Origin of the sequence: Sinomonas sp. P10A9 (assembly GCF_041022165.1) — a bacterium.
Taxonomy (GTDB): domain Bacteria; phylum Actinomycetota; class Actinomycetes; order Actinomycetales; family Micrococcaceae; genus Sinomonas; species Sinomonas puerhi.
Genome location: NZ_CP163302.1, coordinates 104,082 through 122,609 on the forward strand (window position 1 = coordinate 104,082; position 18,528 = coordinate 122,609).

An 18,528-nucleotide genomic window follows, 5' to 3' on the forward strand; every position below is an offset into this window, starting at 1 on the left:
GCTCAGGAGACGCTCTCGGCCGGCGCGGGCGACGGGTCACGCGAACCGCCCTCCGTGGCCGAGCGCCGCCCGAGGCGGGATGGCCACCAGAGGGCTCCTGCGACGTCGTAGGCGAGCGCCGGAACAAGCAGGGACCGCACCACCACGGTGTCCAGCAGCACACCGAACGCGACGATGAACGCGATCTGGGCGAGGAACAGGATCGGGATGACGCCGAGAGCTGCGAACGTCGCGGCGAGCACCACGCCAGCGGACGTGATGACGCCGCCGGTCAGGGCGAGCCCGCGCAGGATCCCCGGCCGGGTCCCGTGCGCGAGGGACTCCTCCCGCACACGCGTCATGAGGAAGATGTTGTAGTCCACCCCGAGGGCCACCAGGAACACGAACCCGAACAGCGGCACCGCCGCGTCCGCGCCGGGGAACCCGAACAGATGGTTGAACACGAACGCCGAAACCCCGAGCGCTGCGGCATAGGACACTACGACGCTGCCCACGAGCAGCAATGGCGCGACGATCGAGCGCAGGAGCAGGAGCAGGACCACGAGGATCACTCCGAGCACGAGCGGGACGATCCTGAGCAGGTCGGCCTGAGCGGTGTCGTTCGTGTCGAGCGCGATCGCGGTGACCCCGCCCACAAGGGCCTCCGGATCCGCGGAGTCGAGCGTCGTCCGGAGGGTGCGGACTACGCCTTGCGCCTCGGCCGAGTCAGGCTGGTGAGCGAGTACGCCGTTGATGAGCACCATCCCGTCGCGCACGGCGGCGCTCCCAGCCTGGGCGGCCGACCCGCCAGGGACGGGGCTCCCCGCAGTGGAGGGTTGGGCCGGCGCCCCTGTGTACACCGCGGCGGAGCTGATGCCGGGTGTGTTCCGGACCATCTGCAGGACGGCGTCGGCGCGGTCCTGACGCGCGATGACGACCACGGGGCTGCCCGAGCCGGCGTCGAAGTGTCGAGCGAGCACCTTTTGGCCGGCAGTGGAGTCCGTCGCCGTGAGTACGAGCTGCGTCTGCTCGACCCCGTTGGCCTTGAGCTGCGGCAGCCCGGCCACCCCGAGTGCGAGAAGGATGAGCGCCGCGGCCCACGTGGCCCGCGGGCGCCGCGCTACGAGGGACCCGACGCGGAGCCACAGCCCGCGTACGCCCTCGAGACCGGCCGGGGTGCCGGACCTGGAGCCGGCCCCAGCGCCAGCCAGTCCCCGCACCCCGGCCGGAGCCTTGGCATGCCTCGCTGGCGAGCCCCCGCCGTCGAACGCGGGCCGGAGCGGCCAGAATGCGGCCCGGCCGAACAGCACGAGCAGGGCCGGCAGGAACGTGAGTGCCGAGAGGAGCGAGAACGCAATGCCCATGGCGGCGATCGGCCCGAGGCTCCGGTTCGAGTTCAGGTCGGAGAACAGCAGGCACAGCAGGGCCAGGATCACGGTCGCACCCGAGGCGAGGATCGGCTCGAACGCGGCCCGCCACGCACGGCGCATCGCCGCCCACCGCGACTCCACGGCGTGTAGGGCCTCGCGATAGCGGGCCACAAGCAGCAGCGCGTAGTCGGTCGCGGCGCCGATCACGAGGATCGACAGGATGCCTTGGCTCTGGCCGTTGAGTGTGATCCATCCGGCCCGCGCGAGCCAGTAGATCGCGAGGACCGCACCGCACAGGGCCGCGACCGCGGAGAAGAGGACGAGGAATGGCAGCACGATCGATCGGTACACGAGGGCGAGGATCACGAAGACGGCGCCGACGGCCACGAGGAGCAGGATCCCGTCGATGCCTCCGAACGCGGAGACGAGGTCGGCCGTGAGCGCGGCCGGTCCGGTGACCCACGCGCGCATACCGGCCGGGAGGTCGCGGGTGGCACCGCGCAGCCCCGCGACGACGGTCCGCACGTGCTCGGTGTCCGCGATGGGCACGACGAACTGGGCGGCGCGCCCGTCCCGGGACGGGATCGGCCCGATCACGGCCGACGCAGCGCCAGCCGCAGGTGGGGCGACGCCCTCCACGGAACCGAGGCTGGCTGCGAGGGGGGCAAGGGCAGCCAGGTCGGTCCGGGAGAGCGCGCCGTCATTCTCGACGACGACGAGCGCGGGGATCGCATTCGATGCCGTGAACTTCTCCTGCCAGGCCCTCACCTCCGTTGACTCGGCCTTCGCGGGGAGGAAGGTGGCCTGATCGTTGCTCGAGACGGAGGAGAGCCTGCCGAAGGTGGGCCCGCCCACGCCGCTGAGCACGAACCACACGGCCACGAGCGCGATCGGGAAGAGCCAGCGCAGGTTCCGGCGGAGAGCCGTCACGGGAGGTCCTTTCGAGGGTAGGCGGCCTGTGCGTACGGCGCCCCGGTTTCCGCCGCGGCGGTGATCCGCGAGGCCATGCCGCGGAAGATGACGCCGTGGAACGGGAGCACGGCGAGCCAGTAGAGCCGCCCGGCGAGCCCGTGCGGGACGAAGACCGCGCGCTGGGCATAGGCGCTTCCCTCAGGGCGCGGCTCGACACTCATCTCGAGCCAGGCCCGCCCGGGCACACGCATTTCGGCGCGCAGGCGGAGGAGCCGCCCCGGCTCAAGGGCCTCAACGCGCCACCAGTCGAGGGCCTCACCGAGCTGCAGGCGGTGCGGATTGCGGCGCCCTCGCCTCAGGCCGACCCCGCCTGCGAGCTTGTCAATCCAGCCGCGCACGGCCCATGCGAGTGGGAACGAGTACCAGCCGTTCTCGCCGCCGATCCCCTCGACGACGTCCCAGAGCTGGCTGGGACGGGCCGTGGACGTCTCGGTCCGCAGGTCAGTGAAGACAGTGCCGCCGGACCAATCGGGGTCACTCGGCAACGGATCGCTCGGTGCGTCGAGTGGGGACGAGCTGGCCCACGTCGTCTCGACCTCGCCGCGCGCAATCTTCCCGAGCGCGAGCTCGACGGCTCGCCGGTAGCCGGTGAGTCCGCCCGCGGGTCGCGGTACGAGCTCGTCGATATCGTGCTCGCGCACCACGCAGTCGTTCTGCAGCGACTCGACGAGCGGCACCGCCAGGGAGCGGGGGATCGGCGTGACGAGGTTGACCCACTGGGCCGCGAGCCACGGCGTGAGCACCGGGAGCGCGATGATGAGCGGCGCCCGCAGGCCCGCGGCCCGTGCATAGCCGCGCATCATGTCCGCATAGGTGAGGACGTCCGGGCCGCCGATGTCGAACGCACGGCTCACATGCTGCGGGAGGTCAGCGGCGGCCTCGAGGTAGTGCAGGGCATCGCGCACAGCGATCGGCTGGACCCGGTTGAGCACCCAGCGTGGCGCCGGCATGACGGGAAGGATATCGGTCAGGTGCCGGACCATCTCGAAGCTTGCCGACCCCGAGCCGATCACGAGGCCTGCCTGGAGGATGGCCGTCGGAACCCCCGACTGCCCGAGAATGCGCCCTACTTCCGCGCGGGAGGCGAGGTGGCGGCTGAGACCGCTGCCCGGGTTGAGCCCGCTGAGGTAGACGATGCGCCGCACGCCGGCGTCGTGGGCCGCATGCCCGAGCGTCTCGGCGCACGCGCGCTCGCGGGCGGGGAAGTCCTCCCCGGCGTGCGCCCCCATCGAATGCACAAGGTAGTAGACGACGTCGGCGCCCTGGCACAATGCGGCGGCGGCAGCAGTGTCGTCGAGGCTGCCAGTGACAACCTCGACGTCTTCCCCCCACGGCACGTCCCGGAGCTTGGAGGAGTCCCGGGTCAGGACCCGTACGCGGTTCCCGGCGGCTAGGAGGCGGGGCACGAGGCGTCCGCCGATGTAGCCCGTGGCCCCCGTGACAGCGATGAGGCCGCTCACGCGGGTGCCTCCCTCGGGGTCTTGCGAGCCGGGACCCGCCGGCCCGGCCGGAACCGGAACGCCGCCCCCGCTCCAAGCACAATGACGGCGGCGACGGCCGCGGCGGTCCCCACCGTGGGCATCGCGAGGGGCCCGCCCCAGCGGGCGACTGCGATCCAGACGAGACCCCACGCGATGGCGGCCAGAGGCGCCCAGCGCCGTGTGCGCGCGATGGCGACTCCGAGGCCCGCGACGACGGCGAGCACGATGATGCCGGCGGCCTCTGACGGAAGACCCGCCGGGAGCCCCGGGGCGGGGTCCCCAGGCCGCAGCCCGAGACCAAATCCGATCAGGGCCGCGGCGTTCGCGACGGTCGCGACGCAGATCCAGCCGAGGTAGAGGCCGAAAGTGCCGTCTGAGAGGAACTGCTCAGCGCGTGACCCCGCCGGCGTGCCGAGGTGCAGGGCGAACAGGCGGCACAGGACCGCCAACAGCACGAGCATCACGGCGAACGTGGCCGGTAGTGAGATGGCGGGGGAGGGGATCTGCGCAGCCCACAGCCACGCCGCGTTGAGCAGCATGGACGCCGCCGCCCACGGCCGGACCGTGCGCTGACGCCTGCTCGCGCGGCCCGCAGGGAGGAACTGCCAGACTGCGTAGCCCAGAAGGCCGGCGTAGACCACGCTCCAGATCGAGAAAGCCTGGGTGGCGGGCGAAACGGGCGTCGCACTGCTCGAGAGGTACCCGCCGGCGGCGTCCTGCACGGGGGTGCCGCCGAACGCACCGCTGCCCAGGGCCGCGAAGGCAAGCGCCGCGACTGCAGAGACTGCCGTCAGTACCGCTGGCGCGAGCGCCGATCGGGGGGATCCTCCGGGCTGGATCGCGGACTGTTCCATTGCTGACTCCCGTGGCTGAATCTCGGCACCGACTCTGGTGGGCCTTTACTTTCGGACTATTCTCGAAGATCATATTTCTCGATTGACGAGATATCAAGCAATCGAGATGTCTGCAGGAGGCCATCATGCACACCGCGATGAGAACCGGACAAGCCACCCTCGGCCGTGACGTCGAAGCCGGGCTGGACAGCCCCGGGCCAAGGTGGGAGGACGTAGGCGCCGCCACCGAGCGCGCCCTCACCGCTTGGCTCGAGGAATCCCGTTGTACCGCCGCGACCCCGCGTCTGGGCCTGCTGTGGGAGCGCATCGCTGCCGGGATCGAGGGAGGGAAACGCCTCCGTCCCCAGCTCGCCTTCCACGCGTACGCCGCCTTCGGCGGGCGGGACGCGGACGCCTGTGCGACCCTCGCGGCGGCGATCGAGCTGCTGCACGCGGCCCTCCTTGTCCACGATGACGTCATCGACAGGGACTTCGTGCGGCGCGGCCGTCCCAACATCGCAGGCCTCTACCGCGATGACGCGCTTGCCCGCGGGCTCTCGCAGGAGGAGGCCCGGCACCTGGGCGTGTCCGTGGCGGTGATTGCGGGCGATCTCCTCCTCGCCGGGGCCTTCCGCCTCGCCGACCTCGCCTCCGCAGACCCCGAGGTTCGCGTGCGGCTCAGCGACGTGATGCACGCCGCCGTCACGGATGCCGCCGCTGGCGAGCTCGACGACGTCCTCATGGCCCACGATCCGGAGCAGACCCTCGACGACGTGCTCGAGATGGAGCAGCTCAAGACGGCGGCCTACTCGTTCGCGGCACCGATGCGGCTCGGTGCGATCCTTGCAGGCGCCCCCGAGACGAGCGCCGAGGACGTGGCCCGGGTGGGCATGCTCGTCGGCGCGGCCTATCAGGTGATCGACGACGTCCTGGGCACGTTCGGAGACGAGGCCCAGACCGGGAAGCCCGTGACCTCGGACCTGCGCGAGGGCAAGCTCACGGTCCTGACCGCTTACGCGCGCAGCCATCCGGAGGTGGCCCGTCACCTTGCCCCGAGCTCGGGGATCGCCGTCGACCCCAACGCTGTGCTGGACCCCGACGCCCCCGGTGACCAGGACGGCGTCGGGCACGTCCGCGACATCCTCCACGGGATGGGGGCGGACACCCACGCGCTGACCCTTGCGCATTCGATGGTCACGGAGGCGCTTGACGAGGCCCGGCGCTGCGACCTCCCTCCCACGCTGCGGTCTGAGCTCACCCGGATCTGTAACCATGTCCTCCACCGGGAGCGCTGACGTGGCACCGCATCGCATCGCATCTGCGCCCGACGGGGCGACGCCGCTGAGGCGGTACTCGGACACCGCCGAGGCGGGCTCGGCCGTGGTGATCCGGCGCTACTCGACTTCTTTCGGCCTGGCGTGCCGACTCCTCGGGCCATCCGTGCGGAAGGACATCGAGAATGTCTACGCGCTCGTGCGGATTGCGGACGAGGCGGTGGACGGCGCTGCCGCGGAGGCGGGCCTCTCTACCGATGCGGTCCTCGGCCAGCTGGACCGGCTCGAGGACGAGACGCGAATGGCCCTTGGGCTCGGATACAGCACGAACCCGGTAGTGCACGCGTTTGCGCGGACGGCGCGCCGGTCTGGAATCGGCGAGGGCCTCGTCGCACCGTTCTTCGCATCCATGCGGCGCGACTGCGACCCGCACGGCCACTCCGACGCCTCGCTTGGCGACTACATCTACGGTTCAGCCGAGGTGGTCGGGCTCATGTGCCTGCGCGTCTTCCTCGCCGGGCTGAGCGTGCTGCCCGCCGAGCTCGCGCGCTTCGAGCGCTCGGCCCGCAGCCTCGGGGCCGCGTTCCAGAAGGTCAACTTCTTGCGGGACCTCGGCCAGGACGGTGAAGAGCTCGGGCGCAGGTACTTTCCCGGCGTAGACCCCCAGCGTCTCACCGAGGCGCAGAAGCACGCACTGCTCACCGACCTCCGCGCAGACCTCGATGCGGCACTCCCGGGCCTCCGGCGACTTCCGGGGACGTCGCGCCGCGCCGTAGCTCTCGCGCACAGTCTGTTCTCCGAGCTCGCAGACCGCATCGAGGCGTGCCCCGCGGACGTCCTCGTGCCCACCCGCGTCCGCGTACCCACGGCCGTCAAGCTGCGGCTGGCCGCCGCGGCCCTTGCAGGCATCGGTCCGGCCTTCGAGCCCGACCCCGCGGGGTCGGCCCAGCGCGCCGAGGGGAGGGCCGCGTGACTCGGCGCTATGCCACCGGCCGCGCGGCCGGACCGTCGCGTCCCCTCCCGGGCCGGCCCCGGCGACCCTTGGCGGTGACGGTGATCGGTGGCGGCATCTCCGGGCTCGCTGCAGCCGGCCTGCTCGCCCGGGAGGGCCACGCCGTCCAACTCCTTGAGCAGAATGACACGCTGGGCGGCAGGGCGGGCCGGTGGGAGGCCGGCGGCTTCCGGTTCGACACCGGGCCGTCGTGGTACCTCATGCCAGAGGTGATCGACCACTGGTTCCGCCTCATGGGATCCAGCGCCGCCGCGGAGCTCCGGCTCACGCGACTCGACCCCGGGTACCGCGTGTTCTTCGAAGGCTCCGCGCAGCCGGTGGACGTCCCCGCGGGGCGGCACGGCGCCGTCGGCCTCTTCGACTCGCTCAGCCCGGGTTCGGGCGAATCGCTTGCCCGCTACCTCGACGAGGCTGAGGATGCCTACGGCGTGGCTCTCGAACGGTTCCTCTACGACGACTTCTCGTCCCTGCGGGGCCTCGCTCACCCGAAGGTGCTCAGGCGTGCGCCGCAGCTTGCCGCGATGCTGGCCCAGTCGCTGCACGGGCGCGTCTCGCGCCGGTTCTCGGATGTGCGTGAGCAGCAGATCCTCGGCTACCCGGCTGTGTTCCTCGGCACGACCCCGTTCCACGCCCCCGCCCTGTACCAGCTCATGAGCCATCTGGACCTTACCCAAGGGGTCCTCTATCCACAGGGCGGGTTCGCCGCGCTCGTGGATGCCATGGAGCGGCTCGCTCGCGAGGCGGGCGTCCACATCCTCACGGGTGCCCGCGCCACGGGGATCGTCACGGGCCCGGCGCCCGGAGGTCCCCGGGTCGAGGGTGTCGCGTGGACCGACGCACAAGGCCGAGTGCACCGCACGGGCGCGTCCGTCGTGGTCGGCGCCGCCGATCTCCACCACCTCGAGACCGAGCTCCTGCCCGAGGAGCTCAGGACTCACCCAGAGGCCGCCTGGAACCGCCGCGACCCGGGGCCGGGGGCGGTGCTCGCGTGCCTCGGCGTGCGGGGGCGGCTCCCGCAGCTGGCTCACCACAGCCTGTTCTTCACCCGCGACTGGCGCGACAACTTCGACCGAATCCGGCGGGGTACGGCCCCGGCCGAGGCCACGTCGGTCTATGTCTCCCGGACGAGCGCGACCGATCAGGCAGTCGCCCCGCCGGGCGACGAGAGCCTCTTTGTGCTCGTTCCCTCCGCGGCCGTCCCAGAGTGGGGACGGGGTGGAGTGGACGGCGCCGGTGCTCCCGAAGTCGAGGCGGTCGCCGACGCCGCGGTGCGCCAGATAGCGACGTGGGCTGGCATTCCGGACCTCGCTGATCGCGCCGTGGTCCGCCGCACGTTCGGACCCGCAGACTTCGTCCACGACGTGAACGCGTGGCGCGGGGGAGCGCTCGGGCTCGCGCACACCCTCGCCCAATCAGCGTTCCTGCGCCCGGGCAACGCGAGCCGCACAGTGGATGGTCTCCTCTACGCGGGGGCCTCGGTGCGGCCGGGGATCGGGGTTCCGATGTGCCTCATCAGCGCTGAGCTCGTGCTCAAGCGGATCCGCGGGGTGCATGGTCCCGGGCCGGTGGGGCCGCCCGTAGTCCCGCTGCGCGGTGAGGCGCTCCTGGGAGAGGGCACCTCCCCGGAACGGAACGGGTCGCGTGAGTCTGGCGCCGCGGCTTCCGAAGCGCCGGTCTCCGGGGCCACGCCTCCCCGAGCGGCCGCCGCCCGAGTGGGCGCGGGAGCGGGGTCTAGATGGCTTACCTGACATTCATGATTGCGGCCGCCGCGGGCACTGCGGTGCTCGACGCCCGCCTTCACCTCGCCTTCTGGCGTGATCCGCGCGCCGCGGCCGTCACGGTTGCCGCAGGCACAGTCTTCTTCCTCGCGTGGGACCTCGCCGCCATCGCCGCGGGCGTCTTCCGGCACGGGAGCTCGCCGCTTATGACCGGCGTCATGCTCGGCCCCGAGCTTCCCCTCGAGGAGCCGGTGTTCCTCGCCTTCTTCTCCTACACGGCAGTGGTGCTGTACGCCGCGGCCGGGCGGGTCGTCGCGGCAGTGGCGCGCCGCACGGATGCTGGGGGGAACCGGTGACCTACGCCTTGATCGACCTCGGCTTCCTCGTGGTCGCAGGAGTCGCCGTGGCCCTGCTGGGACGCTCCGCAGGCAGCGCACGACGCCGCTCCCGCACCCAGGCAGTCCCGCCCGCGACCGCCGCCGTGCGCCCAGCAGACGCACGACGACGGCCCGGCAGGTGGGTGCCCGCGCTCATCGCGGGCGCGGGGCTCGTTGCGCTCACGGCGGTCTTCGACAACGTCATGATCTCGGCGGGGCTCTTCGGATACGCGCCCGAGAAGCTCCTGGGCCCGGCCGTGGGCTTGGCCCCCGTCGAGGACTTCGCGTACCCGCTCGCCGCGGCCGTGCTCCTGCCGGCGCTGTGGCGCCGTCTCACCCGTGAAGCGTCGGGGCACAACGTCGACCGCGGTGCGTCGACCCCTGCAACGCCGGCCTCCTCGACATCAGCGCCCACTGCACAAGGCTCCGCGGCGCTCCCCTCCACGACAACAGAGTCCAAGGAGAGCCGATGACCGCGTCGACGCGCCCTATCGGCGTCGCCCCCAGGCCGCGCCTCGCACGTGCCCTTCTGATCTCGTCCCGACCACTCTCGTGGGTCAATACGGCCTACCCGTTCGCTGCGGCTTACCTCCTCGCCGGAGGGGTAGTCGACTGGCGCCTCGCGCTCGGCACCGTGTTCTTCCTCGTGCCGTACAACCTCGCGATGTACGGCACCAATGACGTCTTCGACTACGCCTCCGACCTCCTCAACCCCCGCAAGGGCGGCGTCGAGGGTGCGGTGCTGCCGCCCGCGCTGCACCGGCCGGCCCTGTGGTGGGCATGGGGAGGGTGCGTCCCGTTCGTCGTGGCGCTCACGGCTGGTGGGGCGCCCGCGAGCTGGGCCGTCCTCGCTGTGTCCCTGTTCGCCGTTGCGGCCTACAGCGTCCCCGTGCTGCGCTTCAAAGAGCGCCCCGTCGTCGATTCGATGACGTCCAGCACCCACTTCGTCTCGCCCGCGGCGTACGGGCTCGCGCTCGCGGGAGGTGGCCTGACTCCCGCGGCCGCGGCCGTCCTCTGCTCCTTCTTCCTCTGGGGGATGGCGAGCCACGCCTTCGGGGCGGTGCAGGACATCGGCCCCGACCGCGAGGCTGGGATCGGTTCGGTTGCGACGATGCTGGGTGCCCGCACGACGGTCCGGCTCGCGGTGGTGGGATACCTGGCCGCCGGCTTCCTCCTGCTCGCGCTCGTACCCGGTGCCCATGGCCCCGAGAGGTTCGTGGGCCTTCTGGCGCTGCCCTACGCTGCGAGTGCGGGGGTGTTCTGGTCCGTCACGGACAGCACTGCGGAGCGCACCCGGGCGGGCTGGCGGCGCTTCCTCTGGCTCAACTACGTCACCGGCTTCCTCGTGGCTCTCCTGCTCATCTCCGTCTGGATGCATCTATGACTCCTGTTGAAAGCACCGCGGCCACCCCCGCCGTTGTCTGGTTCCGTGACGACCTGCGGGTCCGCGACAACCCGGCCCTGCGCGCCGCACTCGCCCATGGGCCCACCGTGGCCGTCTACGTCCTCGACGAGGAGTCCCCGGGCATCCGCCCGCTCGGCGGGGCCGCACGATGGTGGCTCCACCACGCGCTGAAGGACCTCGCGGCGTCGCTCGAGCACCTCGGTGTCCCGCTCGTACTCCGGCGCGGCACGGCGGCGGCCATCGTGCCCGACGTCGCTGCCCAGTGCCGAGCTGGGTACGTGGCGTGGAACCGCCGCTATGGCGGCCCCGAGCGGCGGGCGGACACTGCAGTGAAGTCGCTTGTGCGCCGCTCGGGACGGGAGGCGGAGAGCTTCCAGGCCTCCCTCCTGCACGAGCCCTGGGACGTCCTGACCCAGCAGGGCGGCAGCTACAAGGTCTTCACGCCCTTCTGGCGGGAGGTCTCGGGGCGGGACCATCGTCACCCGCTGCCTGAGCCCGAGCGCCAGCGCACCCTCCCCGAGCGCGTCCCGATCAGCAACGACCTCGAGGAATGGGAGCTCCTCCCGCGGGACCCCGACTGGTCAGGATCGCTCGCGGAAGCATGGACGCCGGGGGAGCAGCCGGGGCACGCGCTGCTGGGTGAGTTCGTTGGCCCGGACCATGCCGACACAGCCCTGGCCGAGTACCCCGAGACCCGCGACCATCCGGCGCGGCCCGGGACGAGCCGTCTCTCGCCCTACCTCCGCTGGGGCCACCTGAGCCCGTTCCAGGTGTGGCACGCGGTGGCGGACCGGCGGCGCGCGGCCCCCGAGGGCAGTGCCGTGTTCGCCTCCGAGCTCGGCTGGCGCGAGTTCGCGTGGCACACGCTCTTCCACCACGCTGACCTCGCGTCGGTGAACCTCCGCAGCCAGTTCGATGCCTACCCGTGGTGGCTTCCGCGTGCATCGAATGGCGCAGCACAGCACGGTCCGCACGACGCCGCGCACGGCCGCGCGCCCGAGGGGACACCCGCCGTCGTGGGCGGGGAAGCCGACGCGCGCCGTCTGCTCGAGGCATGGCAGCGGGGTCGCACGGGGTTCCCACTCGTCGACGCCGGCCAGCGCGAGCTGTGGGCCACGGGCTGGATGCACAACAGGGTCCGGATGGTCTCGGCGAGCCTGCTCGTGAAGAACCTCGGCATCCACTGGCGCCTCGGCGAGCGATGGTTCTGGGACACACTGGTGGACGCGGATGCCGCGAGCAACCCGTTCAACTGGCAGTGGGTTGCCGGGTCCGGCGCGGACGCGGCGCCGTTCTTCCGCATCTTCAACCCGCGTGCGCAGGCGAAGAACTTCGACCCCGACGGCACGTACGCCCGGGACTGGATCCCCGAGCTCGGGACCGACGAGTACCCCCAGGAGTGCGTCGATCTCGCCGAGACCAGGGTCGCGGCCCTCGAGGCCTACCAGTCCCTCGCGCAGGTCGATGGAAGGAGGCGAGCCTAGAATGTCACCCGTGAACCATGAGCCTGACCGGCCTCCCGAGATCCCGCAGCCTCAGGAGGCCGAGTCGGAAGCTCCTGTGGGAGCTGCTGATTTCGTCTGGTCCAAGGACGCCCGCATCGACCACGAGCCGTTGGCCGAGCCGCGGGAGGGCCTGCGTTCCACCCCGGGCTTCGAGCTCCTGTTCCTCCTGCAGAAGTTCACGAACGAGGCAGACCGCTACGCCGAGACGGTGCGGCGCAAGCACGGTCTCGCCCGCAACGACATCCATGCGATCAACGCTGTGGTCGAGGCGGAGCGCGCTGGCACGACCACCACGCCCGGTGTGCTGCGCGAGAGGCTCGTCCTCAGCTCCGCCGCCATGACGTCGGTCATCGACCGCCTCGAGGCCTCGGGGCACCTCGAGCGGCGGCACTCTCTCGAGGATCGACGACAGGTCGAGCTGAGCACGACCCCGAGCGCCCGGGAGACCGGTCGGGAGATGTTCGACCCCATGGTCAAGCACATGCTGCCCGTCGTCGCCGAGTACACCACCGAGCAGCTCACGCTCGTGACCGGCATGATGAACCGGCTCACGCAGGCGATCGCGGAGGCCCGCGAGGAGCTCCAGCGTCTGTAGTCGCAGGGACTCCCCGCGCCCGGGGAGTCCCGTCTCAGGGATCCCCGGCCACATTCTCGAGATCGGGGCTCGGTGCTCGCACAGACCCGCCCTACAGCTCGAGGACCCGGTGGATACTGGGCAGCATGCGCGAACTCGTGGTTCTCGGCACGGCGTCCCAGGTGCCGACACGCGCGCGGAACCACAACGGGTACCTCCTCCTCTGGGATGGCGAGGGCCTCCTCTTCGACCCGGGCGAGGGCACGCAGCGGCAGATGCTCCACGCAGGCGTGTCCGCGACGCAGGTGACACGCATCTGCCTCACCCACGTCCACGGCGACCACTGCTACGGGCTGCCCGGCGTGCTCTCCCGCATGGTGCTCGACGGAGTCGAGCACCCCGTGCACCTGCATTACCCGGCGTCGGGGGAGGCCGTGGTCCGGGCGCTTGTCGCGGTGTCCTCCGGCGGTGTTGACCTGCGGCTCGTACCGCACGGGTCTGCCGGCGCGATTGCCCCGGGGCTCGAGATCCGGCCGCTCCGGCACCGCATCGATACGTACGGCTACCGGCTCGCCGAGCCCGACGGCCGGACGCTCGTGCGCGAGCGGCTCGCTGCGGCGGGGATCGCAGGGCCGGACGTCGGGCGCCTCCAGCGCGACGGGCGTCTGGGGAGCGTGCGGCTCGAGGACGTGAGCGTGCCGCGACGCGGGCAGCGTTTCGCCTTCGTCATGGACACGGCCCCGTGCGACGGCGCCGGGGAGCTCGCGGACGGCGCGGACCTCCTCGTCGCCGAGAGCACCTTCGCGGACGACGATGCCGCACTCGCCGAGCAGTACCTCCACCTCACGGCCGGGCAGGCGGGCGCCCTCGCCGGGGCCGCGGGCGTCCGGAACCTCGTGCTGACCCACTTCTCCTCGCGCTACCCCGAGGTGAGCGGGCTGGAAGATGAGGCACGACGGCGGGCGGCGGCCGCCGTCGTGCGTGCCGCCAACGATCTGGACCGGTTCGGGTTCCCGAGGCGGCGCCCCGATGGCTGAGCGGAGCGTCCCGGTGCTCCGGCACCGAGGCCAGAAGGGCGCGGAGGTTTTCTACAACGGACCCAGGAGAACCATGACACTCGCCGACACCGCGGAGCTCACCGTAGGCCAGCTCGCCGCTCGCAGCGGGCTGAGCGTCTCGGCGCTGCACTTCTACGAGCGCGAGGGCCTCATCCACAGCCGGCGTACCTCCGGCAACCAGCGACGCTATCCCCGCTCCGCGCTGCGGCGCGTGGCCGTCATCAAGGCCGCGCATCGGGCCGGGATCCCGCTGGCCACGGTGGCACAGGCGTTCGAGGCGTTGCCGCACGACGGCGTGCCGACCCTCGAGGATTGGGGCCGCCTTTCGACCGCCTGGCGCGAGGAGATCGAGGACCGGATCGCCCGGCTCGAGCACCTTCGCGACCGTCTCGACGGGTGCATCGGCTGCGGCTGCCTGTCACTCTCGAGCTGTGCCCTCGTCAACCCAGCGGACCGGCTCGCAGCCGAGGCGGTCGGCGCCCCGGCCCTAGAACCCTGAGCCCCGCTTCAGCCACGGTGTGATCATGGACACTTACCCTTGACCTCAACCATTGTTGAGGTTCTACCGTCGGAGTGTGGCCTCTCCCAAGCTCTCCCTGACTCCTTCTGAATCTGCCGTGTTCCGAGAGGCCTTCCGATCGCACCCGGCCGGCGTCGCGGTCGTGACCGCAGCCGGCCCGGAGGGACCCGTCGGCCTGACCGCCTCCTCCGTCGCGTCCGTCTCGGTGGACCCCCCGGCGCTCGCGTTCTCGGTGTCCGGCGGCCGCTCTGCCGCGCAGCTCGTCGAGGCGGAGACCGTGGTGGTCCACCTCATGGACGCCGACCGGCTCGACCTGGTCCGCACCTTCGCGACCCCCGGAACGCCGCGGTTCACCGCGGACATGGACTGGGAGACGCTTCCCACCGGCGAGCCGTGGCTGCGCCAGGCGCCCTGGGCGCTGCGCTGCCGCATCGAGCACCGTGTACCCGTGGGCAGCTCGGTGCTCCTCACTGCGATCGTGCTCGACATCCGGATGCACGACGACGTTGGGGAGCCTCTCGTCTATCACGACCGTGCGTTCCACTCGCTCGGCGGGCACTCGCTGTTGCCGTAGACGGACCATGTGACCTGCTTGGAGAGGACCGTGGCGTTGCGGCTATTCCGCGTGCGCGTCCAGCGCCCCGAGGAGCCGCTTGACCGAGCCGCCCAGGTTCCAGTCGGTGGCGAGGCGTTCGAGCGCGCGGCGCGCATCGCCGTCGGGCGCCCTGAGTCTGGCACCCGCCTCGGCGAGACTCGGCAGCTCGAGGTCGCGGACCACGTTCACGACGGCGGGCGCAACCTCCAGGTACGCGGCGGCCGTCGCGAGCTTCGCGCGCATGGGTCCAGGAACATCGCTGCCCGGATCTGCGGCCGCCTCGAGGAGTCCCTCCAGAGTCCCGTACCGCCCGAGCAGGGTCGCGGCGGATTTTTCGCCGATGCCGGCAACACCGGGCAGCCCGTCCGACGCGTCACCGCGCAGCGTCGCGTAGTCCGCGTACTGCTCGGGCAGCACGCGGTACTTGCCCACGACCACCGCGTCCGTCACCATCTCCAGATTCTTCATGCCCCGAGCGGTATAGATGACCCGAACATCCCGGGCATCGCTGACCATCTGGAACAGGTCTCGGTCTCCGGTCACAATGTCGACGGGCACCGCGGCGTGGCTCGCGTACGTTCCGATGACGTCGTCGGCCTCGTGACCCCGAGCGCCGACGATCGCGATCCCGGCGAGCCCGAGCACATGCCGGATGAGCGGCACCTGCGCCACGAGCCCCGCCGGGACGGTCTCAACGTCGGGCCCGCCCGCCACAAGGCGCTCCACCCGGTGCGCCTTGTAGGTCGGGATGAGCTCCACACGCCAGTGCGGGCGCCAGTCGTCGTCCCAGCAGGCCACGAGATGGGTGGGGCCGAACTCCCCTGTGAGCCGCGCGATCATGTCCAACAGCCCGCGCACCGCGTTGACGGGCGTCCCGTCCGCGCGGGTGATGGATTCGGGGACGCCGTGGAAGGCGCGGAAGTACATTGACGCGGTGTCCAGCAGCATGAGGCGGTCCGGCATGGTCCATCCTGACACGGCCGCCGCGCATCACGGTCCAGCGCCGCCTCAGCTCACGGTCCAGCACAGCGCGAGAGGCAGCGATCAGTCGGAGAGTCGCCGCCCGATCACGCTCTCCTCGAACCCCTCCAGGAGCTCCCGCGGCGCGGGAAAGACCTCGACGGCCCCGGCATCCCGGAGCTCCGCCTCACTGTAGCCGCCGGACGCCAGCCCCACAGTCGGAATGTCCAGTGCGGCAGCGGCCTGGACGTCCCACACCGCGTCGCCCACGAACAGCACCTCGGACGCCTCGAGTCCGCCGGCCTCCAGCGCCGCGATGAGGATGTCCGGCGCCGGCTTGGACTCCTCCGCGTCCGCGGAGCTGGTCGCAGCATCGATGAGACCGTCGGCGCCGATCACCGAGCGCAGCACCTCGAGGTCCTGCTGCCGGGCCGAGGACGCCAGCACCACCGTGAGCCCCTGTGCCTTGCAGCGCTCGAGGAGTCCCCGTGCGCCGTCGAACGGGCGCAGATGCGGCCAGAACGTTGAGAACACTGCACCGTGCGTGTCCAGGATCTGGGTGTCCTGGGACGAGTCCCGGCCGGGGCCAAGGAGACGTTCGACAATCTTCTGCCCGCCCATCCCGACCAGCCTGTGGATCTCGTTCATCCGCACGTCGTGCCCCAAGCGGCGGAAGCCATACCACCACGCGAGCGTGTGGAAGTAGGTCGAATCGACGAGCGTGCCGTCCACGTCGAACAGGACTCCCCGAAGCCGCGTCATCTACCGCACCCGTTCACTGTTCATGGAACGACTGCTACCCCGGACACCACTGCCTCAATCCAAGTCCCGGCGCTTACCCGAACGTGAAGGAGTAGAGCTCGACGCCGGCACTCGCCGTGACCTCGATGGTCCCCTCGCGCTGGGCCTGGCTGTCGTAGAGGACGTAGGAGCGAGGTGTGCCGCCGACCTCGACGGTCCGTTCGCCGTCCGGACCCTTCAGCGTGAGCGTCCCCGTCCCGCTGGCCACCGCCTGGACCTGCCGCGCATGGAAATTCAGCCGCACGGCCGGCGAGGCCGCAGCGCCGGGCGAGGCGCCGCCGTCGTTCGCGGAACCAGCGGTGATCTTCTGTGAGTCGAGGGTCCACGCGCCGGAGAGGGCAAACGAGTCCGCGGGCTGGCTGGCAGGGAAGGAGAACGTGCCCGGCCCGGAGCGGTACTGGCCCGCGCCCGAGTAGTTCACCTGCTTCGCAATGCCCAGGAACGTCTCCGGGGTGGTGCTGCCGGCCGCCGGCGCGGTGTCCTTGCCCTCGACCGGAGCAGGCAGGGCCACGCCCGGATGCGCGGCGGACAGCAACTGCCGCACGAGGTTCTCGGTGTTCTGGTAGCCGCCTTCGCCCTGCTGGATGTGGCGGACGTTGCCGTCGGAGTCGATGAGGTATTGGGCCGGCCAGAAACGGTTCCGGTAGGCGGACCAGGTCGAGTACGCGTTGTCCATGGCTACGGGGTAGTCGATGCCGTGCTCCTTCACGCCGGCCTCGACGTTGCGCTGCTCCCGCTCGAACGCGTACTCCGGGGTGTGGACGCCGATCACCTCGAGCCCTGCTGCTTTGTAAGCGTCGTTGAGCTGGACGATGTGGGGGAGCGAGCGCTGGCAGTTGATGCACGAATAGGCCCAGAAGTCGATCAGCACCACCTTGCCGTGCAGCCCGGCGAGGGTCAGCGGGTCGGAGCCGATCCACGCCGTCTCCCCGCGGATCGCGGGCGCTGGCCCGCAGTCCTGCAGCTCCGCGGAGCCCTGGGTGCAGTTCGCGAGGCCGCGGTTCTCATCGGTGGGCGCCCCGCCGAGGTCCAGGGGCGTGCCTGCTGCGGGACGGAGCTGGTCCTGGAAGGACGCGGTGTAGTCGGGGATGAGCCGCTGGACGGCGGCGGGGAGGTCGAGGGCGAGGCCCGCCGCGAGGGCGATCATGAGCGCGCCGGCCGTGATGCGGATGCCTCGCTGGCGGCGCCGGAACGACTTGAGCCGCTCGGCAAGCCCGCGGCCGGCCAGTGCGAAGAAGAGGAGCGGCACCGAGACGCCGATCGCGAAGGCGAGCGTGAGCCCGACCGTCTCCGGCCCGATCCGGCCCGTAGCGCCCGAGACCGTGATCGCCGCGAGGACCGGCCCGGCGCACGGCACGAACACGGCACCCAGGGCGAGGCCTAAGCCGAAGCCGCCGCGGCGCGCATCGACCTGTTTCTGCGGGATCCAGGAGAACGGCTTCTCGAGCCATTCTTCGACACGGGGCACCATGAGCCCGAGCCCCACCGCCGCGAGCACCGCGATGCCGGTCCAGCGCAGCACGTCCTGGGGGAGCCCGAGGGTCGAGAGCAGCAGCGAGCCGAGGAGCGTGACCGCGCTGAAGCTCAGCACGAGCCCCGCGATCACCTGGTAGGGCCGCCACCGCGACGCCGCCCGCGCCGGCTGTGCCGCCTGTGCGCCGAGGTCACCGCGTGTGGCGCCGAGGTCACCGCGTGTGGCGCCGAGGTCACCCCGCGTGCGCTCGAGGTCACCCCGTGCGGCGCCGAGGTCACCCCGTGCGGCCACCGAAACCGGGGCGGACGACGGCGCCGCTCGGCGCGCGCTGTCGAGCCCGCCCGAGAAGAAGATCACCGGTAGAACCGGCAGGATGCAGGGCGAGATGCCCGTGATGAGACCGCCCAGCAGCCCGATGAGTATGACGTCCATGCCGAGGGTTCGCAGCGGCGGGAGGCCCGGATTGGGGCGCCCAGAGGGCAACGGCCCGCAACGAGGCACCTGCAGGGAGTCGCGCCCCGCCGTGCCTGCATCCATGGCAATCCGCACCAGCATCCTGCTCCGAACGGCCCAATCCGCACTCGTGTGCCGCTCCGAACAGCAGTCGTCCAATCCCCGCA

Annotated in this window: 17 protein-coding genes; 11 read left to right on the plus strand and 6 right to left on the minus strand. The window is 71.4% G+C overall.

All coding sequences use genetic code 11. The features are described 5' to 3' along the window. Window positions 1-2: 2 nt before the first annotated feature. The 3 genes from AB5L97_RS00500 to AB5L97_RS00510 are packed head-to-tail and all read right to left on the minus strand — an operon-like array spanning window position 3 to window position 4,656. Window positions 3-2,279, minus strand: coding sequence for an MMPL family transporter (locus tag AB5L97_RS00500; protein ID WP_369046055.1), 2,277 nt, complete (start codon window positions 2,277-2,279; stop codon window positions 3-5). Then, window positions 2,276-3,781, minus strand: coding sequence for an SDR family oxidoreductase (locus AB5L97_RS00505; RefSeq protein WP_369046056.1), 1,506 nt, complete (start codon window positions 3,779-3,781; stop codon window positions 2,276-2,278). Before AB5L97_RS00505 ends, AB5L97_RS00500 begins: the two co-directional genes overlap by 4 nt. Further along, the gene (locus AB5L97_RS00510) at window positions 3,778-4,656 is read right to left on the minus strand and encodes a tryptophan-rich sensory protein (protein WP_369046057.1); all 879 of its coding nucleotides are present in this window, start codon (window positions 4,654-4,656) and stop codon (window positions 3,778-3,780) included. The genes AB5L97_RS00505 and AB5L97_RS00510 overlap by 4 nt, the downstream gene beginning before the upstream one ends. Before the next feature lie 125 nt (window positions 4,657-4,781). Between AB5L97_RS00510 and AB5L97_RS00515 the strand changes: the two genes are divergently transcribed. The 11 genes from AB5L97_RS00515 (at window position 4,782) to AB5L97_RS00565 (ending at window position 14,652) form a co-directional block, all read left to right on the plus strand. After that, entirely contained in the window at window positions 4,782-5,930 is a 1,149-nt protein-coding gene (locus AB5L97_RS00515) for a polyprenyl synthetase family protein (RefSeq protein ID WP_369046058.1), read from the plus strand. A gap of 1 nt (window position 5,931) precedes the next feature. Further along, window positions 5,932-6,882 carry a phytoene/squalene synthase family protein gene (locus AB5L97_RS00520; protein WP_369046059.1) on the plus strand — a complete coding sequence of 317 codons (951 nt, stop codon included), beginning with the start codon at window positions 5,932-5,934 and terminating at the stop codon, window positions 6,880-6,882. Window positions 6,883-6,950: 68 nt separating this feature from the next. Then, a complete protein-coding gene (gene crtI / locus AB5L97_RS00525; RefSeq protein WP_423246870.1) occupies window positions 6,951-8,669 on the plus strand; it encodes a phytoene desaturase family protein in 1,719 nt (572 codons plus the stop codon). Then, entirely contained in the window at window positions 8,657-8,995 is a 339-nt protein-coding gene (locus AB5L97_RS00530; protein WP_369046060.1) for a lycopene cyclase domain-containing protein, read from the plus strand. The genes crtI and AB5L97_RS00530 overlap by 13 nt, the downstream gene beginning before the upstream one ends. After that, window positions 8,992-9,489, plus strand: a complete 498-nt coding sequence (locus tag AB5L97_RS00535) for a lycopene cyclase domain-containing protein (protein WP_369046061.1) — start codon at window positions 8,992-8,994, stop codon at window positions 9,487-9,489. The genes AB5L97_RS00530 and AB5L97_RS00535 overlap by 4 nt, the downstream gene beginning before the upstream one ends. Further along, window positions 9,486-10,400 carry a prenyltransferase gene (locus AB5L97_RS00540; protein ID WP_369046062.1) on the plus strand — a complete coding sequence of 305 codons (915 nt, stop codon included), beginning with the start codon at window positions 9,486-9,488 and terminating at the stop codon, window positions 10,398-10,400. Before AB5L97_RS00535 ends, AB5L97_RS00540 begins: the two co-directional genes overlap by 4 nt. Then, window positions 10,397-11,905: a cryptochrome/photolyase family protein gene (locus AB5L97_RS00545; RefSeq protein WP_369046063.1), complete on the plus strand. Its 1,509-nt coding sequence runs from the start codon at window positions 10,397-10,399 to the stop codon at window positions 11,903-11,905. The genes AB5L97_RS00540 and AB5L97_RS00545 overlap by 4 nt, the downstream gene beginning before the upstream one ends. Before the next feature lie 10 nt (window positions 11,906-11,915). Next, complete coding sequence (locus AB5L97_RS00550) at window positions 11,916-12,521, plus strand: MarR family winged helix-turn-helix transcriptional regulator (protein ID WP_369046064.1); 606 nt, start codon at window positions 11,916-11,918, stop codon at window positions 12,519-12,521. 125 nt (window positions 12,522-12,646) lie between these two features. Then, window positions 12,647-13,537, plus strand: a complete 891-nt coding sequence (locus AB5L97_RS00555; RefSeq protein WP_369046065.1) for a ribonuclease Z — start codon at window positions 12,647-12,649, stop codon at window positions 13,535-13,537. Window positions 13,538-13,610: 73 nt separating this feature from the next. After that, window positions 13,611-14,057: a redox-sensitive transcriptional activator SoxR gene (gene soxR / locus AB5L97_RS00560; protein ID WP_307958131.1), complete on the plus strand. Its 447-nt coding sequence runs from the start codon at window positions 13,611-13,613 to the stop codon at window positions 14,055-14,057. Window positions 14,058-14,133: 76 nt separating this feature from the next. After that, window positions 14,134-14,652: a flavin reductase family protein gene (locus AB5L97_RS00565; RefSeq protein WP_307958132.1), complete on the plus strand. Its 519-nt coding sequence runs from the start codon at window positions 14,134-14,136 to the stop codon at window positions 14,650-14,652. Between the two features lie 42 nt (window positions 14,653-14,694). On the opposite strand, the gene AB5L97_RS00570 is transcribed toward AB5L97_RS00565, so the two are convergent. From AB5L97_RS00570 to AB5L97_RS00580, 3 genes are all read right to left on the minus strand, one after another. Beyond that, on the minus strand, window positions 14,695-15,636 hold the full coding sequence (locus AB5L97_RS00570) for a 5'-3' exonuclease (protein ID WP_369046066.1): 942 nt from the start codon (window positions 15,634-15,636) through the stop codon (window positions 14,695-14,697). Between the two features lie 81 nt (window positions 15,637-15,717). After that, on the minus strand, window positions 15,718-16,395 hold the full coding sequence (locus AB5L97_RS00575; protein ID WP_369046067.1) for an HAD family hydrolase: 678 nt from the start codon (window positions 16,393-16,395) through the stop codon (window positions 15,718-15,720). 73 nt (window positions 16,396-16,468) lie between these two features. Further along, window positions 16,469-18,340 carry a cytochrome c biogenesis protein CcdA gene (locus AB5L97_RS00580; protein ID WP_369046068.1) on the minus strand — a complete coding sequence of 624 codons (1,872 nt, stop codon included), beginning with the start codon at window positions 18,338-18,340 and terminating at the stop codon, window positions 16,469-16,471. Window positions 18,341-18,528: the final 188 nt, after the last annotated feature.

What these genes read in the sequence shown, in the direction of transcription:
- AB5L97_RS00510 (WP_369046057.1), bottom strand. Translation starts at nt 4,656, where the DNA reads ATGGAACAGTCCGCGATCCAGCCCGGAGGATCCCCCCGATCGGCGCTC.
- AB5L97_RS00515 (WP_369046058.1), top strand. Translation starts at nt 4,782, where the DNA reads ATGCACACCGCGATGAGAACCGGACAAGCCACCCTCGGCCGTGACGTC.
- AB5L97_RS00530 (WP_369046060.1), top strand. Translation starts at nt 8,657, where the DNA reads ATGGCTTACCTGACATTCATGATTGCGGCCGCCGCGGGCACTGCGGTG.
- AB5L97_RS00540 (WP_369046062.1), top strand. Translation starts at nt 9,486, where the DNA reads ATGACCGCGTCGACGCGCCCTATCGGCGTCGCCCCCAGGCCGCGCCTC.
- AB5L97_RS00545 (WP_369046063.1), top strand. Translation starts at nt 10,397, where the DNA reads ATGACTCCTGTTGAAAGCACCGCGGCCACCCCCGCCGTTGTCTGGTTC.
- AB5L97_RS00555 (WP_369046065.1), top strand. Translation starts at nt 12,647, where the DNA reads ATGCGCGAACTCGTGGTTCTCGGCACGGCGTCCCAGGTGCCGACACGC.
- soxR (WP_307958131.1), top strand. Translation starts at nt 13,611, where the DNA reads ATGACACTCGCCGACACCGCGGAGCTCACCGTAGGCCAGCTCGCCGCT.
- AB5L97_RS00570 (WP_369046066.1), bottom strand. Translation starts at nt 15,636, where the DNA reads ATGCCGGACCGCCTCATGCTGCTGGACACCGCGTCAATGTACTTCCGC.
- AB5L97_RS00575 (WP_369046067.1), bottom strand. Translation starts at nt 16,395, where the DNA reads ATGACGCGGCTTCGGGGAGTCCTGTTCGACGTGGACGGCACGCTCGTC.
- AB5L97_RS00580 (WP_369046068.1), bottom strand. Translation starts at nt 18,340, where the DNA reads ATGGACGTCATACTCATCGGGCTGCTGGGCGGTCTCATCACGGGCATC.